Genomic DNA, 22,490 nt, shown 5'->3' with positions numbered 1-22,490 from the left:
GGTTGATTTATCAGCAGAAGGTGAACCACAAACCAACGCCACATGAGTCAGATCAGTGGTCGTATCTCGAAAGCTAACCATCTCAAAACTACCGTAAAGCGTGCTGATATAACGTCTATCAGTAAAGGTAACCAGTTGTTCATTTCGATGGCGGTATTCGATCAAATCGGCGATGGTGCCCACTTTCAAATTGTGCTTCTCTGCAAATTGAATCAGTTCAGGAAGACGCGCCATGGAGCCGTCATCATTCATGATTTCACAAATAACCGCCGCCGGCTCATGCCCAGCTAAACGGCTTAAATCACAGCCCGCTTCTGTGTGTCCTGCCCGAGCCAGAACACCCCCCTTTTGCGCTTTTAAAGGAAAAACATGACCTGGCCTGACAATATCGGCAGGCTGGGCATTTTGGGCTACTGCAACTTGAACCGTTCGCGCCCTATCTGCGGCAGAAATACCCGTCGTTACACCTTCAGCAGCCTCAATGGAAACCGTAAAATTAGTTGCTAACGCGGCGCCGTTTTTGTTGACCATGAGCGGTAAGTCTAGCTGACTACAACGTTCTTCTGTCAATGTCAGACAAATAAGGCCCCGGGCATGCATTGCCATAAAATTAATATCGGATGCAGTGATGAAATCTGCAGCCATGATCAGATCGCCTTCATTTTCGCGATCTTCGTCATCCATCAATACAACCATTTTGCCTTGACGGATATCATCGATAATTTCTTCTATCGGCGATATTTTTGTTTGTGCAGAGCGTGAGGCGAATGGGATAGTTGGACTATTCATAGCAATCTCCTTACAGACGGTCAATCATGGCGTAAGCTGAGTGGTTATGTATTGACTCGAAGTTTTCACACTCAACACGGAAACCATCGATTGCCATGTTTTTATCTAATGCGCCAGCAATATCTCTCACTAAGTCTTCAACAAACTTAGGATTGTCATAGGCAAATTCAGTCACATATTTCTCATCAGGACGTTTAAGCAAACCATAAAGCTGACTCGATGCCTGTTCTTCAACCATGCTGATAAGCTGATCCAGAGTTAATGTTTCATCGACTTCCACTTCAACGGTGACCAACGAACGTTGGTTATGCGCACCGTATTCTGAAATCTTTTTGGAACAGGGACATAAGCTTGTCACCGGAATTTCAGCTTTGACGGTGAGATTAAATTGCTCACCCAGATCCGCTTTTAATGTCACGTCGTAGTCCATCATGCTGGACACGCCGGATACCGGCGCTTTCTTGGCAAGAAAAAATGGGAAACGCATTTCGAGATGGCCCTGCTCCGCCTCAAGTAATACCAGCATTTCCTGCATAAAGGTTTTGATTGATACTACAGAGAAAACCTGTGCCGGTTTTTCTAACAGCTCGATAAACCGCGACATGTGTGTGCCTTTAACATGATGTGGTAAATGCACATACATATTGAAGTCTGCCACAATGCGTATCGGGCCTTGTGAATCGCTTTCGAAAAAAATGGGATAACGTAACGACTTAATGCCGACCTTATCTATGGCCAGTTGGCGTTTGTCGGGTGTGTTTTGAACATCTTCCAGACCAGTCTTAAGGGGCAAGTTCATAACGGTTATCCTTATTTAATAGACTTATGACTGTTCAGTTTCATCATTGGTAATAAAAAGTAGAGTGAACTTACCGCTGCCACTATTAATGGAAGTCATTGGGGGCTTCCTGAAGCTTCGGCAGTTCACTCTCAACATTCCAACGAGAGAACAGGTTTTAACACCATAAAAAAACTGAACCATTTCACTAGATGAACCTTACTTTTAGTAAACAATATTTCATTTGGTGAAACTAAATTCATTTACTCATGACACCTTTCAGATGTCAAATACTTTGTAAACTTTTTTTCACTAAATGAATCATTAGGTCTGATTCCCCACCTTGAAATTGTGTGCTGTTATTTTTTGATCAGAATTAACTTCTTTATGGCTGAATTCTCAAAAAAGAGGGTGACAGTCTTAACAACAATGCTGATAAAGGCATTAGGCTATTAAGGCAGATCACCCTCAACGTTCCAACGAGAGAACAGGTTTTGAGGATAACCATGAAGAAGCTGAATCTAACTCATCAAAAGCAGCTTCAAGTTAATTATCCTTTTCAACGCATGCTGCAACAATTCCAAAGAAGGATTACTCCTTATGGATTAGAATTAGTTCAAAATCATTGACTTTGCAGTGTAGATATAAAATTGGTGAGGTTGTGGTGACAGGACGTACACACAATCTTGTCGTTGGTGTGTTTGACATCAGAGAAGCAGTCTGAAAAATCACAAAGTGAGATGAGGCTATTCCAGTCGATGAACTCACCAGCAAGAATGATATTTACTTACAGTGCACATAGTCGGGGAGATTTCGCACGTGAACTATCAAAATGGAGTGATGTGATTTTTGCGTGGAAGTCAAAATAGTCAACCTTCCTCCCCTTCTTGCTTGATTTCGCCCATCCTATCGTCATCGCTATCAGGTGAACCGATAAACTCTTCCTCATCAACCTGACGCGATACACTAAAGACATCAACCATAATCCAAAGTAATAATAACCCGGCAATAACCCAGGCAATGTAACTTAATAATTCCCAGTAAATCACTCTGTTACCTCCTGATTTGATTGAGTATTAACGTTACGGCTTTTTTTTGTTACATCTCCATATTGCTTCCAGATATATACAACGAAGCATAAGTAAGCGAGTAGTCATCCTGCTGTGATAGCCACATCCCGAAAATACGGCTTTTACTCGACACTTTAAGGTGAATTAGCCAGACGTAGCTTTTCTTGAAAAAAAAAGACTGATGCCACGCAGATAAAACGTACTTAATTTGACGGGGTAAGGATCGCTTTAAGTAGGTTTTATCGTTGTAGCACCAGCCTTTTCTTAACCACACTTTACAAACTGATTAGAAGTTATGCTCGCCCGGTATCCAGCTCGTTCCTGCAAGAGGAACTCGCGCCATGGCGGCAGCTTCAATGTTCAATGCAACCAGATCTTCCGGTTCCAGATTACGCAGGTCGTTTTTACCGCAGGCACGAGCCAGGGTTTGCGCTTCCAGCGTCAGCACACGCAGATAGTTAGCAAGACGACGGCCACCTTCTACCGGATCAAAACGTTTCATCAGTTCTGGATCCTGGGTAGAAATCCCCGCCGGGTCACGACCTTCATGCCAGTCATCGTAGGAACCAGCTGTGGAACCCAGTTTTTGGTACTCTTCTTCCCATTTTGGATCGTTATCACCCAGTGCGATCATTGCAGCGGTACCAATAGCAACCGCATCAGCGCCTAACGCCATACATTTGGCCACATCGGCACCGTTACGAATACCACCGGAAACAATCAGTTGAACCTTACGGTGCATACCCATTTCCTGCAGTGCCTGAACGGCTTGAGGAATGGCAGCCATAGTCGGGATACCTACATGTTCAATAAACACGTCCTGGGTTGCTGCGGTACCACCTTGCATACCGTCAACCACGATAACGTCAGCACCCGCTTTCACTGCCAGTTTCACATCATAGTAAGTACGGGTTGCACCGACTTTGATGTAGATAGGCACTTGCCAGTCAGTGATTTCACGTAGTTCCTTGATTTTAATTTCAAGGTCATCAGGTCCTGTCCAATCCGGATGACGACAGGCTGAACGTTGGTCTACGCCCTTAGGCAAAGTACGCATTTGAGCAACGCGGTCAGTGATTTTCTGACCCAGCAGCATACCGCCACCGCCTGGTTTTGCACCTTGGCCCAGTACCACTTCGATGGCATCCGCTTTACGCAGATCATCCGGGTTCATGCCATAACGAGAAGGCAGGTACTGATAAACCAGCTTGGTTGACTGACCACGTTCTTCCGGTGTCATACCACCGTCACCGGTTGTCGTTGAGGTACCCACTGCTGAGGCGCCACGACCCAAAGCTTCTTTAGCATAGGCAGACAAGGCACCGAAGCTCATACCCGCGATGGTGACAGGAATTTCAAGCTCAATCGGTTTCTTAGCAAAACGGTTACCCAGGGTTACTGAGGTATTACATTTTTCACGATAACCTTCCAACGGGTAACGAGACATACTCGCGCCAAGGAACAGCAGATCGTCGAAATGTGGCAGCTTACGCTTAGCACCAGCGCCGCGGATATCGTAAATTCCCGTATCAGCAGCACGACGTATTTCCGACATTGTCGAGCGGTCAAATGTCGCTGACTCACGCGGTTCAGTCATGTATTTTTTCTTTTCACTCATTTCTATTTCCTCGCAATATCAGCAATTAATAAGCACCAGCGTTATCAACTTTGAAGTTGTATAGCTGTCTGGCAGAGCCGTAGCGTTTGAAGTCAGTTGGGTCTTGATCCGTTACACCGGCACGTTCAAACAATTCAGTCAGTTCCTCGATGTGTTCTGCACGCATTTCTTTTTCAATGCAGTCCGCACCCAGGGATTTAACCGAACCTTTGACATAGATGTGCGCTTCGTAAAGTGAATCACCCAGTGCTTCTCCGGCATCCCCACACACAGCCAGAACACCGGCCTGCCCCATAAAGCAGCTCATGTGCCCAACACTGCCTTTAACGAGGATATCGACGCCTTTCATCGAAATACCACAACGTGAACCGGCATCACCTTCGATGATCAGCAAGCCACCATGAGCGGTTGCAGCAGCTGCAGAGGAGGCATTACCTTTAACACGCACAAGGCCTGACATCATATTTTCAGCGACGCCCTGACCAGTGTGGCCATGAATTGTGATTTCGGCTTCCTGGTTCATACCGGCACAGTAGTAGCCAGCAGGACCACGGATATCTATTTTCAGTTTCTGATCAATGCCGACAGCAATGTTGTGATGCCCTTTAGGGTTCAGCACTTCCCATTCCTGGATGCTCATTTCATCATGTTGATCGTGCAGCGCCTGGTTCAGTTCACGTACAGTATTTTTTGCCAGGTCTACCGTGCCAACACCGGCCACGGTCTCAATCGCAGTCGTTTCTGCTAAGTTGTTCGTACTCATTTCTTTTCTCCTAATGCACCAATACTTAGTTACGTTCCCAGACGTAAATCTTTGAAGGTTCTGGCTCCCAGACCTTGGCATCTTCAATACCTGGCAATGTTGTTAAAGCCTGATACTCAGAAGCCATGGCAACATAGTCATCCGTTTCAGCAATCACAGCCGGTTTACACGCAATCGGATCACGCACCACAGCGAAGCCGTCTTTGGTACCAATCGTTAAGGTGTAAAAACCATCCAGCGTTTTTAGTGCATTCTCGAGTGCTTCATTCAGCGAATCACCTTGCTGCAGACGATAAGTCAGATAACCTGCCGCCACTTCCGTGTCGTTTTCAGTATTGAATTCAATACCTTCACGTTTCAGTTCTTGACGCAGACGGTTATGGTTAGAAAAAGAACCATTGTGCACGAGGCATAAATCCAGACCCGTTGAGAACGGGTGGCTACCCGCCATGGTGACAGCAGATTCAGTTGCCATACGTGTATGGCCAATGATGTGGCTACCTTTCATTTCGCTTAGTTTGAACATCTCAACGATACGTTCTGGCAACCCAACCTCTTTTAAGATTTCAATCGATTTACCAGAGCTCATCACCAAGACACCGTCATGGTTTTGCTCAAGATAGTTCTCAACTGTTTCTGCATCAGTGTCGACTTTGAATACCGCCACTTTGCTGTTTTGGAACCAGTCAACTTTGGTGCTTAGTTTGGTTTCGATATCTTTCGCCAACGCTGCCCAGTCATAATTTTCGTCTTCATGACGCAAAGTCAGTTTGACCCCATCGTCAACCGCATCGCCATACACAGCGAAACCGGCACTATCAGGACCACGTTCGGTCATCGCAATCAGCATAGGCGTAAACAACTGACCAAGCTGACTCTCATATTTATCGTTTTTCAGATAAAGGCCAACGATTCCACACATAAGATTTCTCCTAACAAATTCCTAAAATAGGGATAATTAATAAAACTCAACGTAGCGTTCGATTTCCCAGTCAGAGACATGACGCATGTACTCCACCCATTCCATGTGTTTCAATTCCAGAAACTCCTTCGCGAGCCCTTCACCCAACGCGCTTTTTACAACCTCATCCTTCTCCAGTTCCAGCAAAGCTTCATGCAGGTTTTGTGGCAGGATGCCAATACCGTTTTCTTCCAGTTCTTCGGGCGTCATGTCATAAAGATTGGAATCGTGGCCTTTGCCAGGTTCCAGTTGACGTTCCACACCGTCCATACCTGCTGCAATTGCCGCAGCGGCAGTCAAATACGGATTACAGGTTCCATCAGGGAGGCGTAACTCGATACGACCATAGGGAATACGAACCATGGTTGAGCGATTGTTATTACCGTATGAGATATACGCTGGAGCCCATGTGGCACCCGACAGAGAGCGACCGACTACCAGACGTTTGTATGAATTAACGGTAGGTGCTGCAATCGCTGACAACGCCGGAGCATGTTCCAGAATACCTGCCATAAAGTGATAGGCGAGCTTAGACAAGCCCAGACCGCTTGGGTCGCTGTCATCCTGGAACAGACTCTTTTCGCCATCACCGATCGACATATGCATGTGCATGCCGTTACCCGGACGATTGCTGAAGGGCTTGGACATAAACGAACAAATCATGCCCATTTCATTAGCGATTTCGCTGGCACCCATTTTGAACAGGATGTAATCATCAGCACTCTTAAGCGCATCAGCATAGGTGTAGTTGATTTCAAACTGGCCGTTAGCGTCTTCATGGTCGATTTGATAGATATCAAGACCGACCTCTATCAACGATTCAGTCATTTTTTCCAGATACTCGCCCTGACGCTTAATACCTTTGTAGTCGTAACAAGGTTTCTGCAGCGTGTCACTTTCTTCGCTGGGTGACAGTTCACCGGTAAGCGGATCTTTCTTCAACAGAGAGAATTCAGGTTCCAGACCGGTGTAGAGGATCCAGCCTTTTTGTTTCAGACGTTCAATCTGTTTTTTCAGAACTACCCGACTGTCATGGTCATAAGGTTTGCCGTTAACATGTCCGTCGCAAATAATGCGTGCATAACCGGGTTGCCAAGGCAACAGCGTTAGCGTGCTTAAATCACCAATGGCCATGTAGTCAGGCCCATTGGGAGCGATACCCATACCCCAGATGGCGCCACCAGCAAAACCAGCACCGGTAGTAAGAATTGATTCAAGATGAGCTGCTGGAACAGATTTCACCTTGGCAACACCGTGAATATCAACAAACTGTGCCAATACATACTTCACGTCGTTGTCTTTAAGAAACTTTTTGGCTTCTTCAAGTTGAGCCGACTCTGTTAGTGAATCATTGTGTTCGTATTTCATGAGCTTTTCCTTCTGTTTAAAGTGAACAGCACTTGGTAGGGTTAATTATTCTTGTAATAGCAGTTGAAACCGACAGGTCCACCACCCAGCTCTTCAATAATGCCGAGCAGGGTTTTCCATACATATGGTCCGTAGGTTCCGTCACACCAGATGCGATAAACAGCTTGGCCGTTAAGCTCCTGTTTCAGCATCGTTGCCGATACACCGGCGATGACGGTCATTACAAGGCGATTATCTTCAAGTGCATCACCGCTGAGGTCGATTGCACACACTTCAGAAAATAATGTTGAGGTCAGCTCACCGCTGACGATAAAAGCAGCATCATTACGCACAACTTTATGCACACCACTTTCGTTTACAGCGGTCTCGTTCAGTGACTGAGATAACCCATTTTCTGGCTGATCTTCCACCAAAAACTCTGTGTTACCCAGTCGCATAACGAGACTGCCACTGTTTTGCGCTGTCCAGCTATTCGTTGTCGCTGGCAGCGTAATATTTTTGGCCTTAAGCCAATCTGTCGCATTGGGACCTTTCACACCGAAACGACTGAGATTACTCACATCACAGATTCCCAGTTTTTCACTGTGTGTTTTTTCTACAGCAGCATCAGCAAAACTCAATGCGGTTTCCATGCCATTTACCAGCCCCATAACCGGTTTTTTTGATGCCTGAGCAAAGGCAACAGGACTTTTAAATACGATGTCTTGCATGATTACGCTCCTGCACTCTCTAAAAGATGGAAAAAGGGGGCTTCAGTCACCGTCGCTGCTACCATTGCACCAGAATCGGTCCGTACCTCAAACTGACTTCCTGCAGCACTGTTCTCAGGCGAGACAAAAGCAAAGCCAATGATGCGATTGAGGTAGTTACTATGAGAAATACTGGTTACGCGACCCTTGATATCATTATTCTCAATGACCAGGTTGCATTCTTTGGGCAGTTCACCACTAAAGCCTTTATCCAGAGAAAAAGTCACCAATTTTTTATTCAATGGTTTCTTTTCAAGAATTTTCAGACTGCGCTGTCCGATAAAGAAGGCTTTGTCCATTGCAACCAACGATTCAGAATGTGCTTCAAACGGATTGGTCAAACCATCGGTATCATGACTCACGAGATGGTGGCCCATTTCCAGTCGCAGTAAACGCTGAGCATCGGTACCAAAAGGACGAATACCGGCTGATTTACCTGCTTCCATTAAGGCTTCCCATACATGCACACCGGCTTTATAGGGCACATGAATCTCAAAAGCGAGGTCTGATACAAAGCTGACCCGCATCACGCGCGCATCAACGCCGGCAACCTGTCCTTCTTTATAAGCACCATCGGGTAAACCATCGGTTGACACATCAATATCAGTCAGCGACTCAACCACCGAGCGTGAGGCGGGTCCAGCCACTGTCATAGCCGCCATCGCACCGGTCAGGTTAACCAGAGTGATTTGCATGCCCCATAACTGGACGTTACGCTGCATTTCACGGTAAACGGTCGCCGCATTCGAAGAGTTAGTAGAGACGTAAAACTTATCTTCGGCCATTCTGACTGCCACACCGTCATCGACCATGACACCTGCTTCATCCAGCAGCATGGCAATCCGACTACCACCGATTTTCTGACCCGCAAACTTACCGGTATAGAAACGTTCCAGGAACGCAGCCGCATCAGGACCGAAAACTTCAATCTTGCCCAGGGTACTACCATCAATCATGCCGACACCCTGACGCACAGCCATTGCTTCTTGTTGGACAGCGTCTGTAGCGCTGAGAGCAGTACCTGCAGGCACATAATAGGCAGGACGCATCCACGCTCCTGCTTCCATCATGAGTCCACCATTATCAACATGCCATTGGTGCATCGCGGTATAACGATGCGGATGGAAACCTCGTCCACCCAAGTGGCCAATTGGCGTTGGATGGAAGAAAGGACGTGCTGTTGTTGTACCGATTTTTTCTACCGGCAACTGACGAATACGAGCCAGAATACGAATCGCATTCATATTGGAATGTTTACCCTGACTCGGCCCCATGCCAACCGTGGTAAAACGCTTCATCAACTCAATGTTGTCAAAACCTTCTTTGGCAGCATTAATGAAATCCTTAACCTGAATATCTTCATCAAAATCAACAAAGTTTTTGCCTTTAGGATGATTCACTATCGGATAAGCATGACTGGGTGACGCCATGGTGGGTTTAGTCACTTCAACAACATCAGCTTGATGACCGATATACGTGCTTGCTTCAGCAGCTGCACGCTGACCATCCAGTAGGCGGGCTTTAAGGTCAAACACGCCATTGACTTTACCGGCAGCAAAAACACCTTCAGGTAACTGATCCGGCACAAATTGCTGAACATCGTAATCAAACCGCATTTTAGTGCCGGCCTGATAAAGTAATGCTGCTGCGGGCGCCCAACCAGCACTCATTGCCACACCATCACAATTCAGTGTCACAGACTGGCTGGTATCGGCTTCCGCTGTCTCTTCGTTATAAGGACAGACCACAACGGCTTTGACAGCCATTTTCCCGCGGGCGGGTACTGCCTCATAAATACAACTACCTTTATGGACACTGACACCTTTATCTTTTACTTTCTGGGTTAATTCCTGAGTAGCACCCTCGCGACGCATATCAATCACGGCGACAACGTCAACACCTACTGCAATCAAATCCAGCGCCGTGCGATAGCCATGATCATTGGCTGTGACGACCACACCTTTTTGGAAAGGTTTGACAGCATAACGATTGACTAAACGCTGTGCGGCTGAGCCCAGCATCACACCCGGTAAATCGTTGTAACGAAATACAGGCGGTTGCTCAAATGCACCACTGGCTACAATCACCGTTTTGGCACGCACTTTGGTAATACCGTCAAACGCAACAATGGGTACCAGATGGTCGGTGTAATAACCGCCGGCATAAGCACCCGTAATCAGGCTGATGTTCGGGTTCGCATTCACCTCATCCAATAAGTTATTCAAGGTGTCAGCAGTGGTTTGTTCACCGGCATAGTCATAGCTGAGACTACCGCCAGCCTGCTTGTTTTCATCGACCAGAATAACCTTCAGACCCTGCTTAGCAGCCGCTATAGCGGAAGACAGACCTGATGCACCGGCACCCACAATCAGTACATCACAATGTGCATAACGTTTTGGTTTAAGCAGGCGTGGGTAGTTAAAGTTAACTTTACCCAGTCCTGCTGCCTTACGAATCTTATCTTCCCAAAACGGAAACATACTTTTGGGCTTGTAGAACGTTTTGTAATAAAAACCGACAGGTAAGAACGGTGACAATTTATCAATGTACTTATTGCGATCTTTGACCACACCGCCATCCGTATTCACCGCAGCCAGTTCCATTCCGTGACTGACGGGCCAGACATCGGCGCGGATATTAGTATCAATGCCATCAGTCATCAATGCATTAACATCATGATTGGCAAAGCTCAAAAGCCCTCTGGCACGGTGGTACTTAAAGCTACGTCCCAGCACTTTGATACCTGCAGCCCATAAAGCACTGCTTATTGTGTCGCCTTCATACCCCTCGACTTTTTGCCCTTCATATTCAAATGTCAGTGGCTTGTCGCGGTTGATCCATTCGCCTCTTTTCTTTGCAATGCGACCAGTCATTTTGCTTCCTCCTGACCTGCAATATAGGTTTGGCTGATTTTGTCAGTCATTGTGTCTCGTTCGGCGATAAACCAGGTGCCGCTCGGGCCGTGGTACCACCACTCTTTTTTCAGGCCGGGCGCGCCGTTTCGATAATGCACGTATGCAGCCCATTCTTTATCTGTACAGGTATCAGGGTTTGGCATGTCGCGATATTCACCGCCATAGGTGAATTCGCTCATGGGTCTGGTACCGTTAATTGGACAATTAAGTAATTTCATAGCTCTACCCTCAATTAATGGCCTACCGACGCCGCACCCTTCTCGCCGGTGAGCTCGTAGTCTTCAAAACGGGTTAAGCGGAATGGTTCAATCAGATCTGGCGCGATGTCTCTCGCCATTGTTTCTGCCATCGTCTTGCCACTGATCGGTGTGGCCTTAAACCCCCATGTTCCCCAGCCAGCATCAAGGTAAAAACCTTCCACCGGTGTTTTACCCATGATGGGTGCAAAATCGGGGGTCAGATCCGCCATGCCGGCCCACTGACGAACGACTTTGACATTGGACAGGAACGGGAACATATCAACGATATGTGAGGTAAGCCCCTCAACAAAGTCCAGTGATGAACGAGTTGAATGCATTTCATAAGGATCCAGAGAAGACCCCATTACCAACTCACCACGAGAAGACTGACTGACATAAACATGTAAACTGCCTGAAACCAGAATCGTATCCAGCCAGGGTTTCATCGGTTCACTGACACAGGCTTGAAGGGGATGAATCACAATCGGGGTTTCAATATCCACCATTTCGGTGATGCGAGGTGTAAATCCAGCGACGGCTGATAACACACGGCTTGTTTCGATATAACCTTTATTGGTATTAACACCAACCACTTTGCCGCTTTTAACATCAATACCAGTCACTTCCGTGCTCTGGAAAATCTCCACACCCATCCGGTCAGCTTCTTTTGCATAGCCCCACGCCACGGCATCATGACGGGCAACAGAACCCGGTGCGTGATACAACGCGCCCATAATGGGTGCCTGACCACTGCATGAAATGTCCAATTGCGGACAAGCTTGTGAAATTTCGTCGGGGCCGACAACACGACTTTCAACACCGACATGCTTATTCACTTCTGCTCGCCAGCGCATAGTTCGCATGGCAGAGTCAGTGTGCGCTAATGTGAAGTGTCCACGGGTTGAATAAAACAGATTCAAATCCAGCTCTTCAGACAAATCTTCATACATCTTGACGCTGGCATCGTAAAAATTAACACCTTCTGGTGTCAGATAATTCGAGCGAACAATTGTTGTATTCCGCCCGGTATTACCGCCACCGATATAGCCCTTTTCAAGAACTGCCACATTGGTAATGCCGTGATCTTTTGCCAGATAATACGCTGCTGCAAGGCCATGACCGCCGCCACCGATAATGACAGCATCGTAGCTTTTCTTTGGCTCTGTGCAATCTCTGAAAAACCGCGGTGCTGGATGCTCTTTTGTCAGAGCATATTTCAAAAGACCTAATGGCATTATTAACCTCCGCTGCCGTGATTCGAATTATCTACTACCTAAGCAGTAAACCGCTCATACCACCTTATAAGTAAACATTGTTTCACCTGGTGAAACCTTGATCTCATTTACTCATGTGTGGAAATTGATGTCAATACATTAGTGCAACTTTTTTTCACTAAATGAAACAAAATACGCCTTTCCCAGAATTCTGATGTACAATCAGTGCCGTAGACATGTGGTTTAAGGGAGTATTTTCAGGCGTGACTAAAAAAGAATCGGTAGAAACAACAGGGACAAATAGCCACTCTCTGGACAAGCACCTTGGTAATGCACTCAGGCATTTAAGAATGGAGAATGGCCTGACCATCGCTGAAGTCAGCAAGCGTGCGAGTGTCAGCCGCGGTATGTTGAGTAAGATTGAAAACGGTCTCACCTCACCCAGCCTCGAGAAACTTGAACACTTGGCCAATGCGCTCGGCATCACTTTGTCGCGCCTGTTTCATGATTACGATACGCCAAAAGCGGGGGCTCAATATGTTCCCAATGGTGAAGGTATGGAAGTCGTCAGGCGGGGTACCAAAAGCGGACATACATATAACCTGCTTGCCTATGACACTGGCCCCAAAAAACTGTTTGAACCGTTTCTGATTTCGTTGGATGAAGAAAGCGAAGTGTTTGACCCATTTGAGCACGCCGGTACCGAATTCATCTTTATGCTTGAAGGCAGACTCGAATATACCGTGGGTAATGAACGGTATGTGCTCGAACCTGGCGATTCGCTCACATTTGATGCTGAACAACCGCATCGACCCGAAGCCAAACTGCAAATGCCGATTCGTTACCTGGCGATCATTTATTACGATAGCCTGGACGACTTCAATCAGGAGTAACATTTCAGTGGTGCTGTGTTTGCTGGCGCATTAAAGCAGCCATATCACTGAAATTTTTCATCAACTGTTGTTTAAGCTGTTGTGGGTAGGAAAGTTTATCCATGGCCATTGACATACAGGTCAGCCATGCCTGACTCGCGGTTTCGTCAATTTCAACGTGCTCGTGAATTTGACGAACATTGGAATGCCCCCACTTCTCTGCATAGAGTCGCGGGCCGCCAAAAAATCCAGAAAAAAAGTTAAATTGTTCTGCTCGGGCATGAGCCATGCCATGACCCCGAAGGTGCAAAAGAAAAACAGGCTTACCCACCTCTGTGGTTTCAAGCAGATCACAAAAGGTATTCACCAATTGCTCTACGCCCTCTGCACCACCGACCTGTTCATAGAAACTGACGCGTCGATTACTTGCTATCTGTTGCATACCTTACCCCCACAAAACTGCAACTTAATCACTTAAGTTTAGGGTGTCGTATGGCAACTGATAATACCGATGAGTGTGTACTACTAAAGGGGTATGTGAACCTTAAATTTTCCCGGATAAGCCATGAGTGAGGAAAGCAGTGATGGGAGTTGAGGCGATCCTGTTTTCGTTATTTCAATCCCGCAGCCTGCATCATGACATGAAAGATCAGGTTCTGTTCATTAACACCCAGAATTCCCGCCGCACCGGGACCAGATGCATAGACCGCAACATCTTCACCACCATGTGTTTCTGATGATAAAGGCACCAACGCTTCCTGATGGTAACCCGGTTGCTGGGTATCAACTTCAGCCAGGTTTGTGCGTTGACCGCTAGCGGGTTGAGAATACGCGGAATCAGCGTCGGTTTCATGTTGATGATCACGAAACCCCAAACCATTGGCATAGCCCAATGTGGTGTAGGGCAAACCATCGGCCGCTTCAGCTGGCTCATTTTCACCGACATTAACAACTTTACCTAGTATCGGGTTACCACGTTTCGGATAGCCTGCCATAGTGAAAACATGGCTGTGATCCGCCGTAACAATAATCAATGTATCTTCCGGATTTGTTTTTTGTTGAGCCACTCTCACCGCGTTTGACAGCTCAATGGTATCGCTGAGGGCATTAAAGGCATTGCCTGCATGGTGAGCATGATCAATACGTCCCGCCTCAACCACCAGCATGTAACCTTTCGCATTGTTATCCAGAATATCGAGTGCCTTCGCGGTCATCTCGCTCAGTGACGGTTCTCCTGATTTGTCATTATGACGATCCGCCTCGTAACGCATATGCGATTCATTAAACAGGCCCAATAGTTTGGTTGTCTTCTGTGAGTCCAGCGCATCAAAACCTGCTTGATCGTAGATGTAGTTTCCAGTTGGATAACGCTGTTGCCATTCTTTAATAAGATGGCGACCATCAGTGCGGTCACCTTCAACCTCACTCAATGCATCAGGGCTATTAAAGGCCATATCGTTCGGCAAAAAATGGCGTCGACCTCCCCCCATCACAACATCCAGACCATCAATCTCTGTCTTTTCCGGATACTGTTCTCTGAGGTAGTTTTCTGACATCACCAATTGCAGTGCAATGTCTTCACAGCCGGCATCAATCGCTGACTGAGGCAAGTCCGAAATATCTTCCCAATTACGCTCAGGTGAACGGGCATAAGTGGCTGCTGGTGTTGCGTGAGTCACTCTTGCCGTGGTCACAATGCCTGTTGATTTACCAGCAAATTCAGCCAGCTCTATTGCAGACAAGAGCTCATTACCCGCCACACTGCCGCATTCACCGCGAACGCCCTCTTCATCCACATTGATCAGCCCGGCATCCGTTTTCACGCCAGTCATCAGTGCTGTCATCGTCCCAGCTGAATCAGGTGTTTGAGCATCAACATTATAGGTCTTGGCTAAACCGGTAAAAGGAAAGGATTCAAAGCTCAATTGGTTTTCTTCGCCACTATGACCTTTATTCTGCCCATCAAGAATTCGTGCTGCCGTTACTGTTGAGATGCCCATCCCATCACCGACAAATAAAATAATATTCTGGGCTTTAGTTTCAGGTTTAAAAACGGGCTTTTGTGCCAAGGTCCGGCTGGCATTCTGATACCATGCATTGTTCAATTGATGTGTCGGTACGATGTCTTCCTCAGCACAGACGGCTGTCACAACACTGACGCTTGCCAGAAAAGCCAAAACCGTTTTTATCATTAATCAAACTCCAATTTCATCCTATTCACAATTCTAGTCTGCATTAATGACAGCCAGATGTCAGAAAGCCCGAACCATTAGCTTAGTGGGTTATCAATTTCCGAGTAATAATCCTGATACACAATCTCTATTCTTAAGCGATCTGATTGTCCCCATGAATTAAGAGGATGGCTGACTTCATCAACCCATTGTTTTGCCTGCTCTGGATTAATGAAAGCGCAGACATCACCGATTGGCCAGTGGAAATAGACTTCATTAAGTTTTTTCTGTTTCAGCACCGCGGGATCGGTTGTTTCTGGTAACGGGATAAACGAGCTGAAAAGTTCTAAACCACCTTGCTGCTGCTCATCCTGAGAGAAATATTCAAGTGAAACATCCCAGCCTCGCACCAGGCCATTGTTGTTGTCACCTTTTTCTATACTGAAACCGTACATCGCCAGTGTTCCATCATTCACTTTTGGCAATTTTTCGAGAGCCGACTGAATCTGCTTTACAGCCTGTTTATCCTGCTCTGATAGCTGCTCCAGAGATAAAAACCAGTTGCCCAGTCCGATAGCCGCTTTGATGAGTGATTTATGCGTTTTACCTAAAAGAATATTAGCCATTTGAACGTGTTTCGTTTTACTAAAATTGAAGACTCAAAAAGTGAGCGTTTATCAAATGATATCAGTCTCGCCAGAAAGACAATAAACCCTTGAATACACACTGTCATTGTAATGATTGATTATACCGTTCGCCAAGCCTGTACTTTTATATTTGACCAGAGTGTTTATTATTGAAAGGCTTTGGGTCCCAGAGTGAAGTCTATCGGTGATATGAAATATGAAATCCCGGGCAAGCATTCATGGACTCGACGTTGCTTTTAATGCCATAAGGAAGATAACAATAATGCACAAAGGAAAAATATTTGCAGGCGTGTTAGTGGTGTCACTGGCTGCTGGATTTGCTTATAACTACGCGCTCGCTGAAAAAAACCGAATCGCAACCAGGGCTGTGGATGATTTTATTTCAGATTTGAATGAACTCGATCCAAATTTCGAGCTTTTTTATGACGATATCAATACCTCGTTATTTAATAACAAAATCCACATTGATGGCATGACAGCAACCGTCACATTGCCTGAAATGCGTGAGGCAGGTCTGCCAGCCAAAATTTATGAAGTCGAGCAGGTCGTTATGGATTATTCGGTTGATCACTCAGAAATAAAGAGCCTTAAAGAACGCTCGCGTTTTCCTGAAATGGTCAAAATCGAAGTAACCGGTGTTGATCTGGGCTATAAGTCAGATATCGAATTGCTCAAGACGATAGCCGAAGCTGAAGCTGATGTAGATTTAATGATCCTGGCCAAAACGCTTGAGAAGGTGGCCGGTGAGCAGCCTGTCATTATGGACACCACAATTGACACTTATTACGACGATAAATCGGGCTATCATGAAAACATGATATCGGTTGAGCTGCGTGATATCGCTGAATTCTCAACTCATATGTCCTTGTCTGGCTTTGACTATAATCCAGATGGCGGATATGTAAGTTATGACCTAACGCGACTGTCCGTTAATAACTGGCTTACGAGTCTGAAAACGCATAAAAATATCAAGTCTGCCTTTGTTAATGCAGCGGCTGAAGTGGTGGGTGAGAGTGAGAGTGAGATTGAAGTTCAAATTAACCAAGCCTTTTCAGACATGATTGCTGATATGAAGCAGGCAGGCGTCAATGCACTTGCACCTGGTTTGATTGATGCCTTAACTGGCTATTATCAGGGTGGTAACGCATTCACCATTGAGCTTACTTCAAAATCGGACAAAGGTATCTCACCTTTTGAGATGTTCATCAAAATCGGTATGAGTAACAACGAAGAGAAAGCGCTTATGGATCTAAAAAAAGCCGTTGAGGTTAGCTACACAGGCTCATAACTTATGCACAACCCAAAGGGGAGGCACCTTAAGCCTTCCCTGTCGGGTTATGTATGCGATCAACCGGGAAGATTCTTCACCAATGCGACATACCCCGTTATCTAATGCTGATGTTTAGCGTGGTATTGCTTCACCCATTCAAGTACTTCATCTGCAGGCATCGGCCTTGCGATATAGTAGCCCTGCACCGTATCACAGCCCATCTTCAATAGTGTTTCACAGTCCGCTTTAGTTTCCACGCCCTCTGCTACTGTCTGACGCTTAAAGACATCTGCCAGTTCAATAATACCTTTCACAATCGCAAAGTCTTCTTCGTTGTCAATGATATTACTGATAAACGAGCGATCAATCTTGAGTGTTTTGACGGGTAATTGTCTTAAATAAGATAACGATGAATATCCTGTACCGAAGTCATCCAATGCAAAAGAAACACCTAACTGCTGGCCGGTTGCCTGAACCACTTGAGCAGTCTGATACGTTTCGAGAGCCGAGGTCTCCAATAATTCCAACTCCAGCAGGCTGGAAGAAACATCCGGGAAGCGCTCCAGAAGCTGTTCGAGTTTGTTGACAAAATCCACATGCTGGATTTGTTTAGCCGACACATTAACACTCACCTGAAGCTTCATACCATGCTCCTGCCAGTATTGTATCTGCTGTAAAGCATGCTCCAGTACCCAGTCGCCAAGCGTGATTATCAATTCATGAGAATCAATGATAGGCAAAAATTTTACCGTACCCAGCAAACCTCTGTCAGGATGTTGCCAACGAATGAGTGCTTCCATACCTATTACCTGATGCGTCCGTATATTCACTTTCGGCTGGTAAAAGAGACGAAACTCATCATTGCGTAATCCAGACTCTATTCGTTCAAGCTGCAGGTTCGTTTCGTGCACTTGCTGATCGAGCTTGACATCAAATATGTGGTAGCCATTTCTACCAGCCTGTTTCGCTTCGTACATGGATAAATCTGCATGACGAAGTAAAGTATCTGCATCAACATTATCCAGAGGATAGATAGCTACGCCGACACTGGCTGAAACACTGAGCGTATGCGTATCAATTGTTATATTTTCAACAACTTTTTCATTAATGCGGTTAAGAACCGGGACGAGTTCATCCGTATCATGAATATCGGTAATCAGTAAGACAAACTCATCCCCCCCCATTCGGGCAACGGTATCACCGCCACGAACCACTTGATTCAAACGATTAGCCACTTCGATCAACAATTTGTCACCGACATCATGCCCATATAAATCGTTTATTGGTTTGAAATCATCCAAATCAATAAAGCACACAGCAAATAATGTTTGGTTACGTTGCGCCTGAATAAGAGCGAGTTCGAGTCGTTCAGATAACAAAGTCCGGTTAGGTAAATGCGTCAAAGCATCGTAATGCGCCATACGTTGCAACATACTTTCTGTATTTTTTATTTCGGTGATGTCGGCAAAAAGACTCAGGTAATTAACGACCTCTCCCTGCTCGTCTTTTATAGCACTGATCGTCAACCTTTCTGCATAGATATCGCCGTTTTTCTTACGATTCCAGATTTCACCTCGCCAACGTCCGGATTTGTTTATTGTGCTCCACATTTCCTGATAAAAGATTTTACTCTGATGCCCTGATGCCATGTGTTTTGGCGGTTCACCCAGTAACTCTTCTTCTGTATAGCCGGTAATTTCGGTAACCGCATTGTTTATGCTGACAACACGGTTTTGTTTATCAGTAATCATAATGCCTTCGGAGGCATTGTTGAAAACACTCGCATGCAGCCGTAAAGCCTCTTCCGCATCGAGTCTGTCAGAGACGTCGTAGAACCAACCGATCACACACTCTTCATGCTCGTATTGAATGGGTAGATAACTGGCCAGAACCCATTTATTACCGGCTCCGGGAATATCCAGCTGTGTCAATTCGTCGGATACAGTGTCCCCGCTATTAATTTTCTCAAGATACTTCAGATGCTGGTCTTTATTCACATAATAATCAGCCGGATCGACGCCTAAAACGTCAGCAGCGTCGAGATTTAGCAATTCCGTATAACGCCGGTTAGCAAATATCACTTTTCGCCCACCCTCCGAAGCAATTCGAATGGCTACCGGGCTATACTCCAATAATTGTTGCAATTGAACCGTATGTCTTTGAAGTTCTGATTGAATCGCCTTGAGATAAGAAATATCGGTATGCGTTCCAATCATGCGCAACGGCTGCATATTTTTATCACGTTTAACAACGATGCCTCGAGACAAGACCCATTTCCAACTACCGTCTTTACAGGCCAAGCGGAACTCGGCAGAAAAAGTCTCATATTTATTGGCTAGATAACCTCTAAGCAATTCTGCTGCCTTGACTTTATCGTCGGGGTGTAAAAGCAATTCCCACTCTGAAAACTGATCTGAGATCTCATGATCTTCATAGCCCAGCATTTTTTTCCACTGCAAAGAATACAAAACTTCATTCGTCGCTATATCCCAATCCCACACGCCATCTCTCGCGCCTTCCAGTGCAAATTTCCAGCGTTCTTCACTCATGGCTAGCGCATGCCTGGCATGCGCTACGCGCTCAGCCATCACATCAAACTCACGGGCCGCAAGTGTGATTTCATCATGCCCTTGAACATCCTCAGCAACCGCCTTTTTGTCACCCGATTGATAGCGGCTAATTGCCTTCGTCAAACGTGTAATACGCGATACCACATTGCGATTAATTGCCGTCGTAATCAGACCACCACAGACAGCAGTAATAACAAACACCATGATAAACAGCATCACCAATAGCTGTTGGGCAGGCTCAACAATATTTTTGATAGGTACCAAACGGAAATAAGCCCAGTCTACTGGAGCTATAAGCATGCCAAGGGCGAGATATTGCTGTCCGCTAATGGAGATTTTTTCCGATAGTAAATTAGGAGAGTGCGTCAATATGGCTGAGTTCAACAGCATCTCTAAATCATCTTCATCACCTAATTCAAAATTAGGCTGCGACTTGGTGGACTCCAGACGTTGTTGCCATTTACCCGCCAGGATAAAACCGCCCTCTTTGTCCAGAAGAAAGTGTTGTGTATCAGGGTAAAGCTGTTGTTCACTAAAAATAAAACCCAGCACATTGGTCAACGGCATGTCTTCCCCCAAAGCACCAACCCACTTATCACCCAAATAAAGTGGGTATAAGGCACTGATCATCCATACTTCAGTTACAGGGTCGAATAGCGGTGGTGTGAAGGTGTAATCGCGTTCAGGATTCTGTTCTGGTGAGGTATAAGTCATCCAGGGAGTCTGAGTGTAATCGTTGGTAGCTGCCTGGTCATAGACAAAATTTGGAAAGGTTCGGTTAAAGATAACTTCGCTACGATAATGGGATAGATACCATATATTTTCATGCAGCCTGTTGGCTGCTGCGCCAAAAGAGTCCATCACCCGCTTGATACGCAGATTGATTACTTTCTGTCTGTCGGTCAACGCAGGCGAATCGGGCAAAAAGATCCCTGATTCCTTTTTTCCATCAAAATCGTCTCGCTGATTGCGCCAGACGCCATCATCATTAAGGGCCATTTCCCGATGGAAAGCTTCTAATTCCTGTTCCTTGATCGGCTTTTGCAAATCTTCCTGCAGTATGCGGGCAAGGCCCTGAAGCTTTGGCTCACCAGCACGTAGACGGTCACTGGCACTTTTTGCCTGATTTTGCGTAATGGTCAGCAGGTTCTTGATTTCACGGTTGAGAATCTTATCTTTGGCATAGGAAGTTATCCACACTGCGGCAGGTATCGCCGTTACCAAAATACTAATGATTACGATCAGACTTAGTTTTTCTCTAATCCGCATATCTTGCTGACTTCCATTCGATCATACCTCTATCTTCTTAAGCCCTAGGTGATTCGTCAACAATAATAAATTAATAATTGTCTGACCCAGTAATATCTAGATCTAGAGTCTGATGATTTCGAACACGAGTTTAGACAATTCTTTCGACTTTTTAGGTGTCTATCCATCGTTGATTTGATGCAGCCGTTGCCTACTGTAATAAACCATCCGGTAATAAATCACATCACGCATCGCTTCATGTAAATTTCAGTCCCGCAATCTTGGCATCTAGGTAATGTCACCACACCAAATCCAGTTCGCCTGTTCAGGCCCAAATTCCACATTAAGACATTGTGAATATTAGGCCGTTCAAGGCTCATCTGCTTGTAAGCATGGGCTCCCGCCAGTGTATAAGCAAGCCCAGATTTAACATCTACGCAGTTGGGGTCACCGCTATTATCCCATCGAAGCCAAAGGTGCCGAATGCACCTGATTGCGGCCCATACGCTTAGCTCGGTAAAGCGCGATATCCGCTTCACGAAGCAGACTTTCTACTCCCGCTCTTGACTCAGGCACTATGGTGGCAGTCCCGGCACTCACGGTAACCACTGGGTCAACCGAAGAATGCGCGTGAGTGATCGCCAGCGCCTCTATCGCAAGGCGGATTTTCTCCCCCACCTCAACCACACCCTCACGATCGGTATCAGGCAGGATGAGAATGAATTCCTCTCCACCGTATCGGGCAACCAGATCCGCGGGTCGTAGCAACTGCGCACGTATCGTTTCTGCCAGCAGCACCAGGCAGTCATCTCCGGCCTGATGACCATAGTTGTCGTTATAGGCTTTGAAGTGATCTACATCGAGCATGATGACTGATAGCGGCCGCTCTTCACGCCGCAAACGTGTCCACACCTCTGCCAAATAGGCGTCGCCCTTGCGCCGGTTTGCGACGCCGGTCAAGCCGTCACAGTCAGCAATCCCTTGCAGTTCCTGATTGAGCTGCTCCAGACGCGCAGTCCGTTCAGCCACTTTGTCTTCCAAAGTTCGAGAGTGTTCCTGCACCTGCTCGTAGAGATACGCGTTCTCAATCGCGACTGATGCCTGAGCCGTCAGCAAGCGTATCACCTCCACTCGATCCTCAGTAAAGACCCCGCTGGCCAGGTTATTCTCCATGTACAGCACCCCTTCGAAGCGCGCTCTACGAATTGGCATACAAAACACCGATGTGGGCTGGAACTTGAGAACTTA

At 46.2% G+C, this 22,490-nt stretch carries 18 protein-coding genes; 2 read left to right on the top strand and 16 right to left on the bottom strand.

Annotation, left to right across the window (positions count from 1 at the left end; all coding sequences use genetic code 11):
• The 11 genes from ribB to ACTF5U_RS05690 form a co-directional block, all read right to left on the bottom strand.
• A partial coding sequence (gene ribB, locus ACTF5U_RS05740) for a 3,4-dihydroxy-2-butanone-4-phosphate synthase (RefSeq protein ID WP_438970686.1) occupies window positions 1-789 on the bottom strand: 789 nt, incomplete at its 3' end.
• Between the two features lie 10 nt (window positions 790-799).
• Window positions 800-1,588 carry a GTP cyclohydrolase FolE2 gene (folE2, locus tag ACTF5U_RS05735; protein WP_438970685.1) on the bottom strand — a complete coding sequence of 263 codons (789 nt, stop codon included), beginning with the start codon at window positions 1,586-1,588 and terminating at the stop codon, window positions 800-802.
• A gap of 848 nt (window positions 1,589-2,436) precedes the next feature.
• Complete coding sequence (locus ACTF5U_RS05730) at window positions 2,437-2,616, bottom strand: hypothetical protein (protein ID WP_438970684.1); 180 nt, start codon at window positions 2,614-2,616, stop codon at window positions 2,437-2,439.
• Between the two features lie 307 nt (window positions 2,617-2,923).
• Window positions 2,924-4,255, bottom strand: a complete 1,332-nt coding sequence (locus tag ACTF5U_RS05725) for an FMN-binding glutamate synthase family protein (RefSeq protein WP_438970683.1) — start codon at window positions 4,253-4,255, stop codon at window positions 2,924-2,926.
• 25 nt (window positions 4,256-4,280) lie between these two features.
• Window positions 4,281-5,018: a protein glxC gene (locus tag ACTF5U_RS05720; RefSeq protein WP_438970682.1), complete on the bottom strand. Its 738-nt coding sequence runs from the start codon at window positions 5,016-5,018 to the stop codon at window positions 4,281-4,283.
• Between the two features lie 25 nt (window positions 5,019-5,043).
• Entirely contained in the window at window positions 5,044-5,940 is an 897-nt protein-coding gene (locus tag ACTF5U_RS05715; protein WP_438970681.1) for a class II glutamine amidotransferase, read from the bottom strand.
• A gap of 36 nt (window positions 5,941-5,976) precedes the next feature.
• The gene (gene glnT, locus ACTF5U_RS05710; protein WP_438970680.1) at window positions 5,977-7,347 is read right to left on the bottom strand and encodes a type III glutamate--ammonia ligase; all 1,371 of its coding nucleotides are present in this window, start codon (window positions 7,345-7,347) and stop codon (window positions 5,977-5,979) included.
• A gap of 41 nt (window positions 7,348-7,388) precedes the next feature.
• Window positions 7,389-8,057 carry a sarcosine oxidase subunit gamma gene (locus ACTF5U_RS05705; RefSeq protein ID WP_438970679.1) on the bottom strand — a complete coding sequence of 223 codons (669 nt, stop codon included), beginning with the start codon at window positions 8,055-8,057 and terminating at the stop codon, window positions 7,389-7,391.
• Window positions 8,058-8,059: 2 nt separating this feature from the next.
• Window positions 8,060-10,969, bottom strand: coding sequence for an FAD-dependent oxidoreductase (locus ACTF5U_RS05700; protein ID WP_438970678.1), 2,910 nt, complete (start codon window positions 10,967-10,969; stop codon window positions 8,060-8,062).
• Window positions 10,966-11,229 (bottom strand): sarcosine oxidase subunit delta, encoded by a 264-nt coding sequence (locus tag ACTF5U_RS05695; protein ID WP_438970677.1) that lies wholly within the window; start codon window positions 11,227-11,229, stop codon window positions 10,966-10,968. Before ACTF5U_RS05695 ends, ACTF5U_RS05700 begins: the two co-directional genes overlap by 4 nt.
• A 14-nt stretch (window positions 11,230-11,243) precedes the next feature.
• The gene (locus tag ACTF5U_RS05690; RefSeq protein WP_438970676.1) at window positions 11,244-12,485 is read right to left on the bottom strand and encodes an FAD-dependent oxidoreductase; all 1,242 of its coding nucleotides are present in this window, start codon (window positions 12,483-12,485) and stop codon (window positions 11,244-11,246) included.
• A gap of 242 nt (window positions 12,486-12,727) precedes the next feature.
• Between ACTF5U_RS05690 and ACTF5U_RS05685 the strand changes: the two genes are divergently transcribed.
• Window positions 12,728-13,357, top strand: a complete 630-nt coding sequence (locus ACTF5U_RS05685) for a helix-turn-helix domain-containing protein (RefSeq protein ID WP_438970675.1) — start codon at window positions 12,728-12,730, stop codon at window positions 13,355-13,357.
• Window positions 13,358-13,361: 4 nt separating this feature from the next.
• Here the strand turns inward: ACTF5U_RS05685 and ACTF5U_RS05680 are convergent, their stop codons facing one another.
• The 3 genes from ACTF5U_RS05680 to ACTF5U_RS05670 form a co-directional block, all read right to left on the bottom strand.
• On the bottom strand, window positions 13,362-13,778 hold the full coding sequence (locus ACTF5U_RS05680; RefSeq protein ID WP_438970674.1) for a globin domain-containing protein: 417 nt from the start codon (window positions 13,776-13,778) through the stop codon (window positions 13,362-13,364).
• 169 nt (window positions 13,779-13,947) lie between these two features.
• The gene (locus ACTF5U_RS05675; protein ID WP_438970673.1) at window positions 13,948-15,528 is read right to left on the bottom strand and encodes an alkaline phosphatase; all 1,581 of its coding nucleotides are present in this window, start codon (window positions 15,526-15,528) and stop codon (window positions 13,948-13,950) included.
• A gap of 77 nt (window positions 15,529-15,605) precedes the next feature.
• Window positions 15,606-16,133 (bottom strand): hypothetical protein, encoded by a 528-nt coding sequence (locus ACTF5U_RS05670; protein WP_438970672.1) that lies wholly within the window; start codon window positions 16,131-16,133, stop codon window positions 15,606-15,608.
• A gap of 283 nt (window positions 16,134-16,416) precedes the next feature.
• Here ACTF5U_RS05670 and ACTF5U_RS05665 point away from each other — a divergent pair, with 283 nt between their 5' ends.
• Window positions 16,417-17,442, top strand: a complete 1,026-nt coding sequence (locus ACTF5U_RS05665; protein WP_438970671.1) for a hypothetical protein — start codon at window positions 16,417-16,419, stop codon at window positions 17,440-17,442.
• A 101-nt stretch (window positions 17,443-17,543) separates the two neighbouring features.
• Here ACTF5U_RS05665 and ACTF5U_RS05660 read toward each other — a convergent pair whose 3' ends face one another.
• Window positions 17,544-21,263, bottom strand: coding sequence for an EAL domain-containing protein (locus ACTF5U_RS05660; protein ID WP_438970670.1), 3,720 nt, complete (start codon window positions 21,261-21,263; stop codon window positions 17,544-17,546).
• A 435-nt stretch (window positions 21,264-21,698) separates the two neighbouring features.
• Window positions 21,699-22,367: a GGDEF domain-containing protein gene (locus ACTF5U_RS05655; protein ID WP_438970669.1), complete on the bottom strand. Its 669-nt coding sequence runs from the start codon at window positions 22,365-22,367 to the stop codon at window positions 21,699-21,701.
• Window positions 22,368-22,490: the final 123 nt, after the last annotated feature.

Source organism: Methylophaga sp., from assembly GCF_965655755.1.
Lineage (GTDB): Bacteria > Pseudomonadota > Gammaproteobacteria > Nitrosococcales > Methylophagaceae > Methylophaga.
Note: the sequence above shows the minus strand (reverse complement) of the source record. Positions and strands in the feature narration are given on the sequence as shown.

Coding starts and splice junctions, on each gene's coding strand:
- folE2 (WP_438970685.1), bottom strand. CDS start 1,588: ATGAACTTGCCCCTTAAGACTGGTCTGGAAGATGTTCAAAACACACCC.
- ACTF5U_RS05725 (WP_438970683.1), bottom strand. CDS start 4,255: ATGAGTGAAAAGAAAAAATACATGACTGAACCGCGTGAGTCAGCGACA.
- ACTF5U_RS05720 (WP_438970682.1), bottom strand. CDS start 5,018: ATGAGTACGAACAACTTAGCAGAAACGACTGCGATTGAGACCGTGGCC.
- ACTF5U_RS05715 (WP_438970681.1), bottom strand. CDS start 5,940: ATGTGTGGAATCGTTGGCCTTTATCTGAAAAACGATAAATATGAGAGT.
- glnT (WP_438970680.1), bottom strand. CDS start 7,347: ATGAAATACGAACACAATGATTCACTAACAGAGTCGGCTCAACTTGAA.
- ACTF5U_RS05705 (WP_438970679.1), bottom strand. CDS start 8,057: ATGCAAGACATCGTATTTAAAAGTCCTGTTGCCTTTGCTCAGGCATCA.
- ACTF5U_RS05700 (WP_438970678.1), bottom strand. CDS start 10,969: ATGACTGGTCGCATTGCAAAGAAAAGAGGCGAATGGATCAACCGCGAC.
- ACTF5U_RS05695 (WP_438970677.1), bottom strand. CDS start 11,229: ATGAAATTACTTAATTGTCCAATTAACGGTACCAGACCCATGAGCGAA.
- ACTF5U_RS05690 (WP_438970676.1), bottom strand. CDS start 12,485: ATGCCATTAGGTCTTTTGAAATATGCTCTGACAAAAGAGCATCCAGCA.
- ACTF5U_RS05680 (WP_438970674.1), bottom strand. CDS start 13,778: ATGCAACAGATAGCAAGTAATCGACGCGTCAGTTTCTATGAACAGGTC.
- ACTF5U_RS05675 (WP_438970673.1), bottom strand. CDS start 15,528: ATGATAAAAACGGTTTTGGCTTTTCTGGCAAGCGTCAGTGTTGTGACA.
- ACTF5U_RS05670 (WP_438970672.1), bottom strand. CDS start 16,133: ATGGCTAATATTCTTTTAGGTAAAACGCATAAATCACTCATCAAAGCG.
- ACTF5U_RS05665 (WP_438970671.1), top strand. CDS start 16,417: ATGCACAAAGGAAAAATATTTGCAGGCGTGTTAGTGGTGTCACTGGCT.
- ACTF5U_RS05660 (WP_438970670.1), bottom strand. CDS start 21,263: ATGCGGATTAGAGAAAAACTAAGTCTGATCGTAATCATTAGTATTTTG.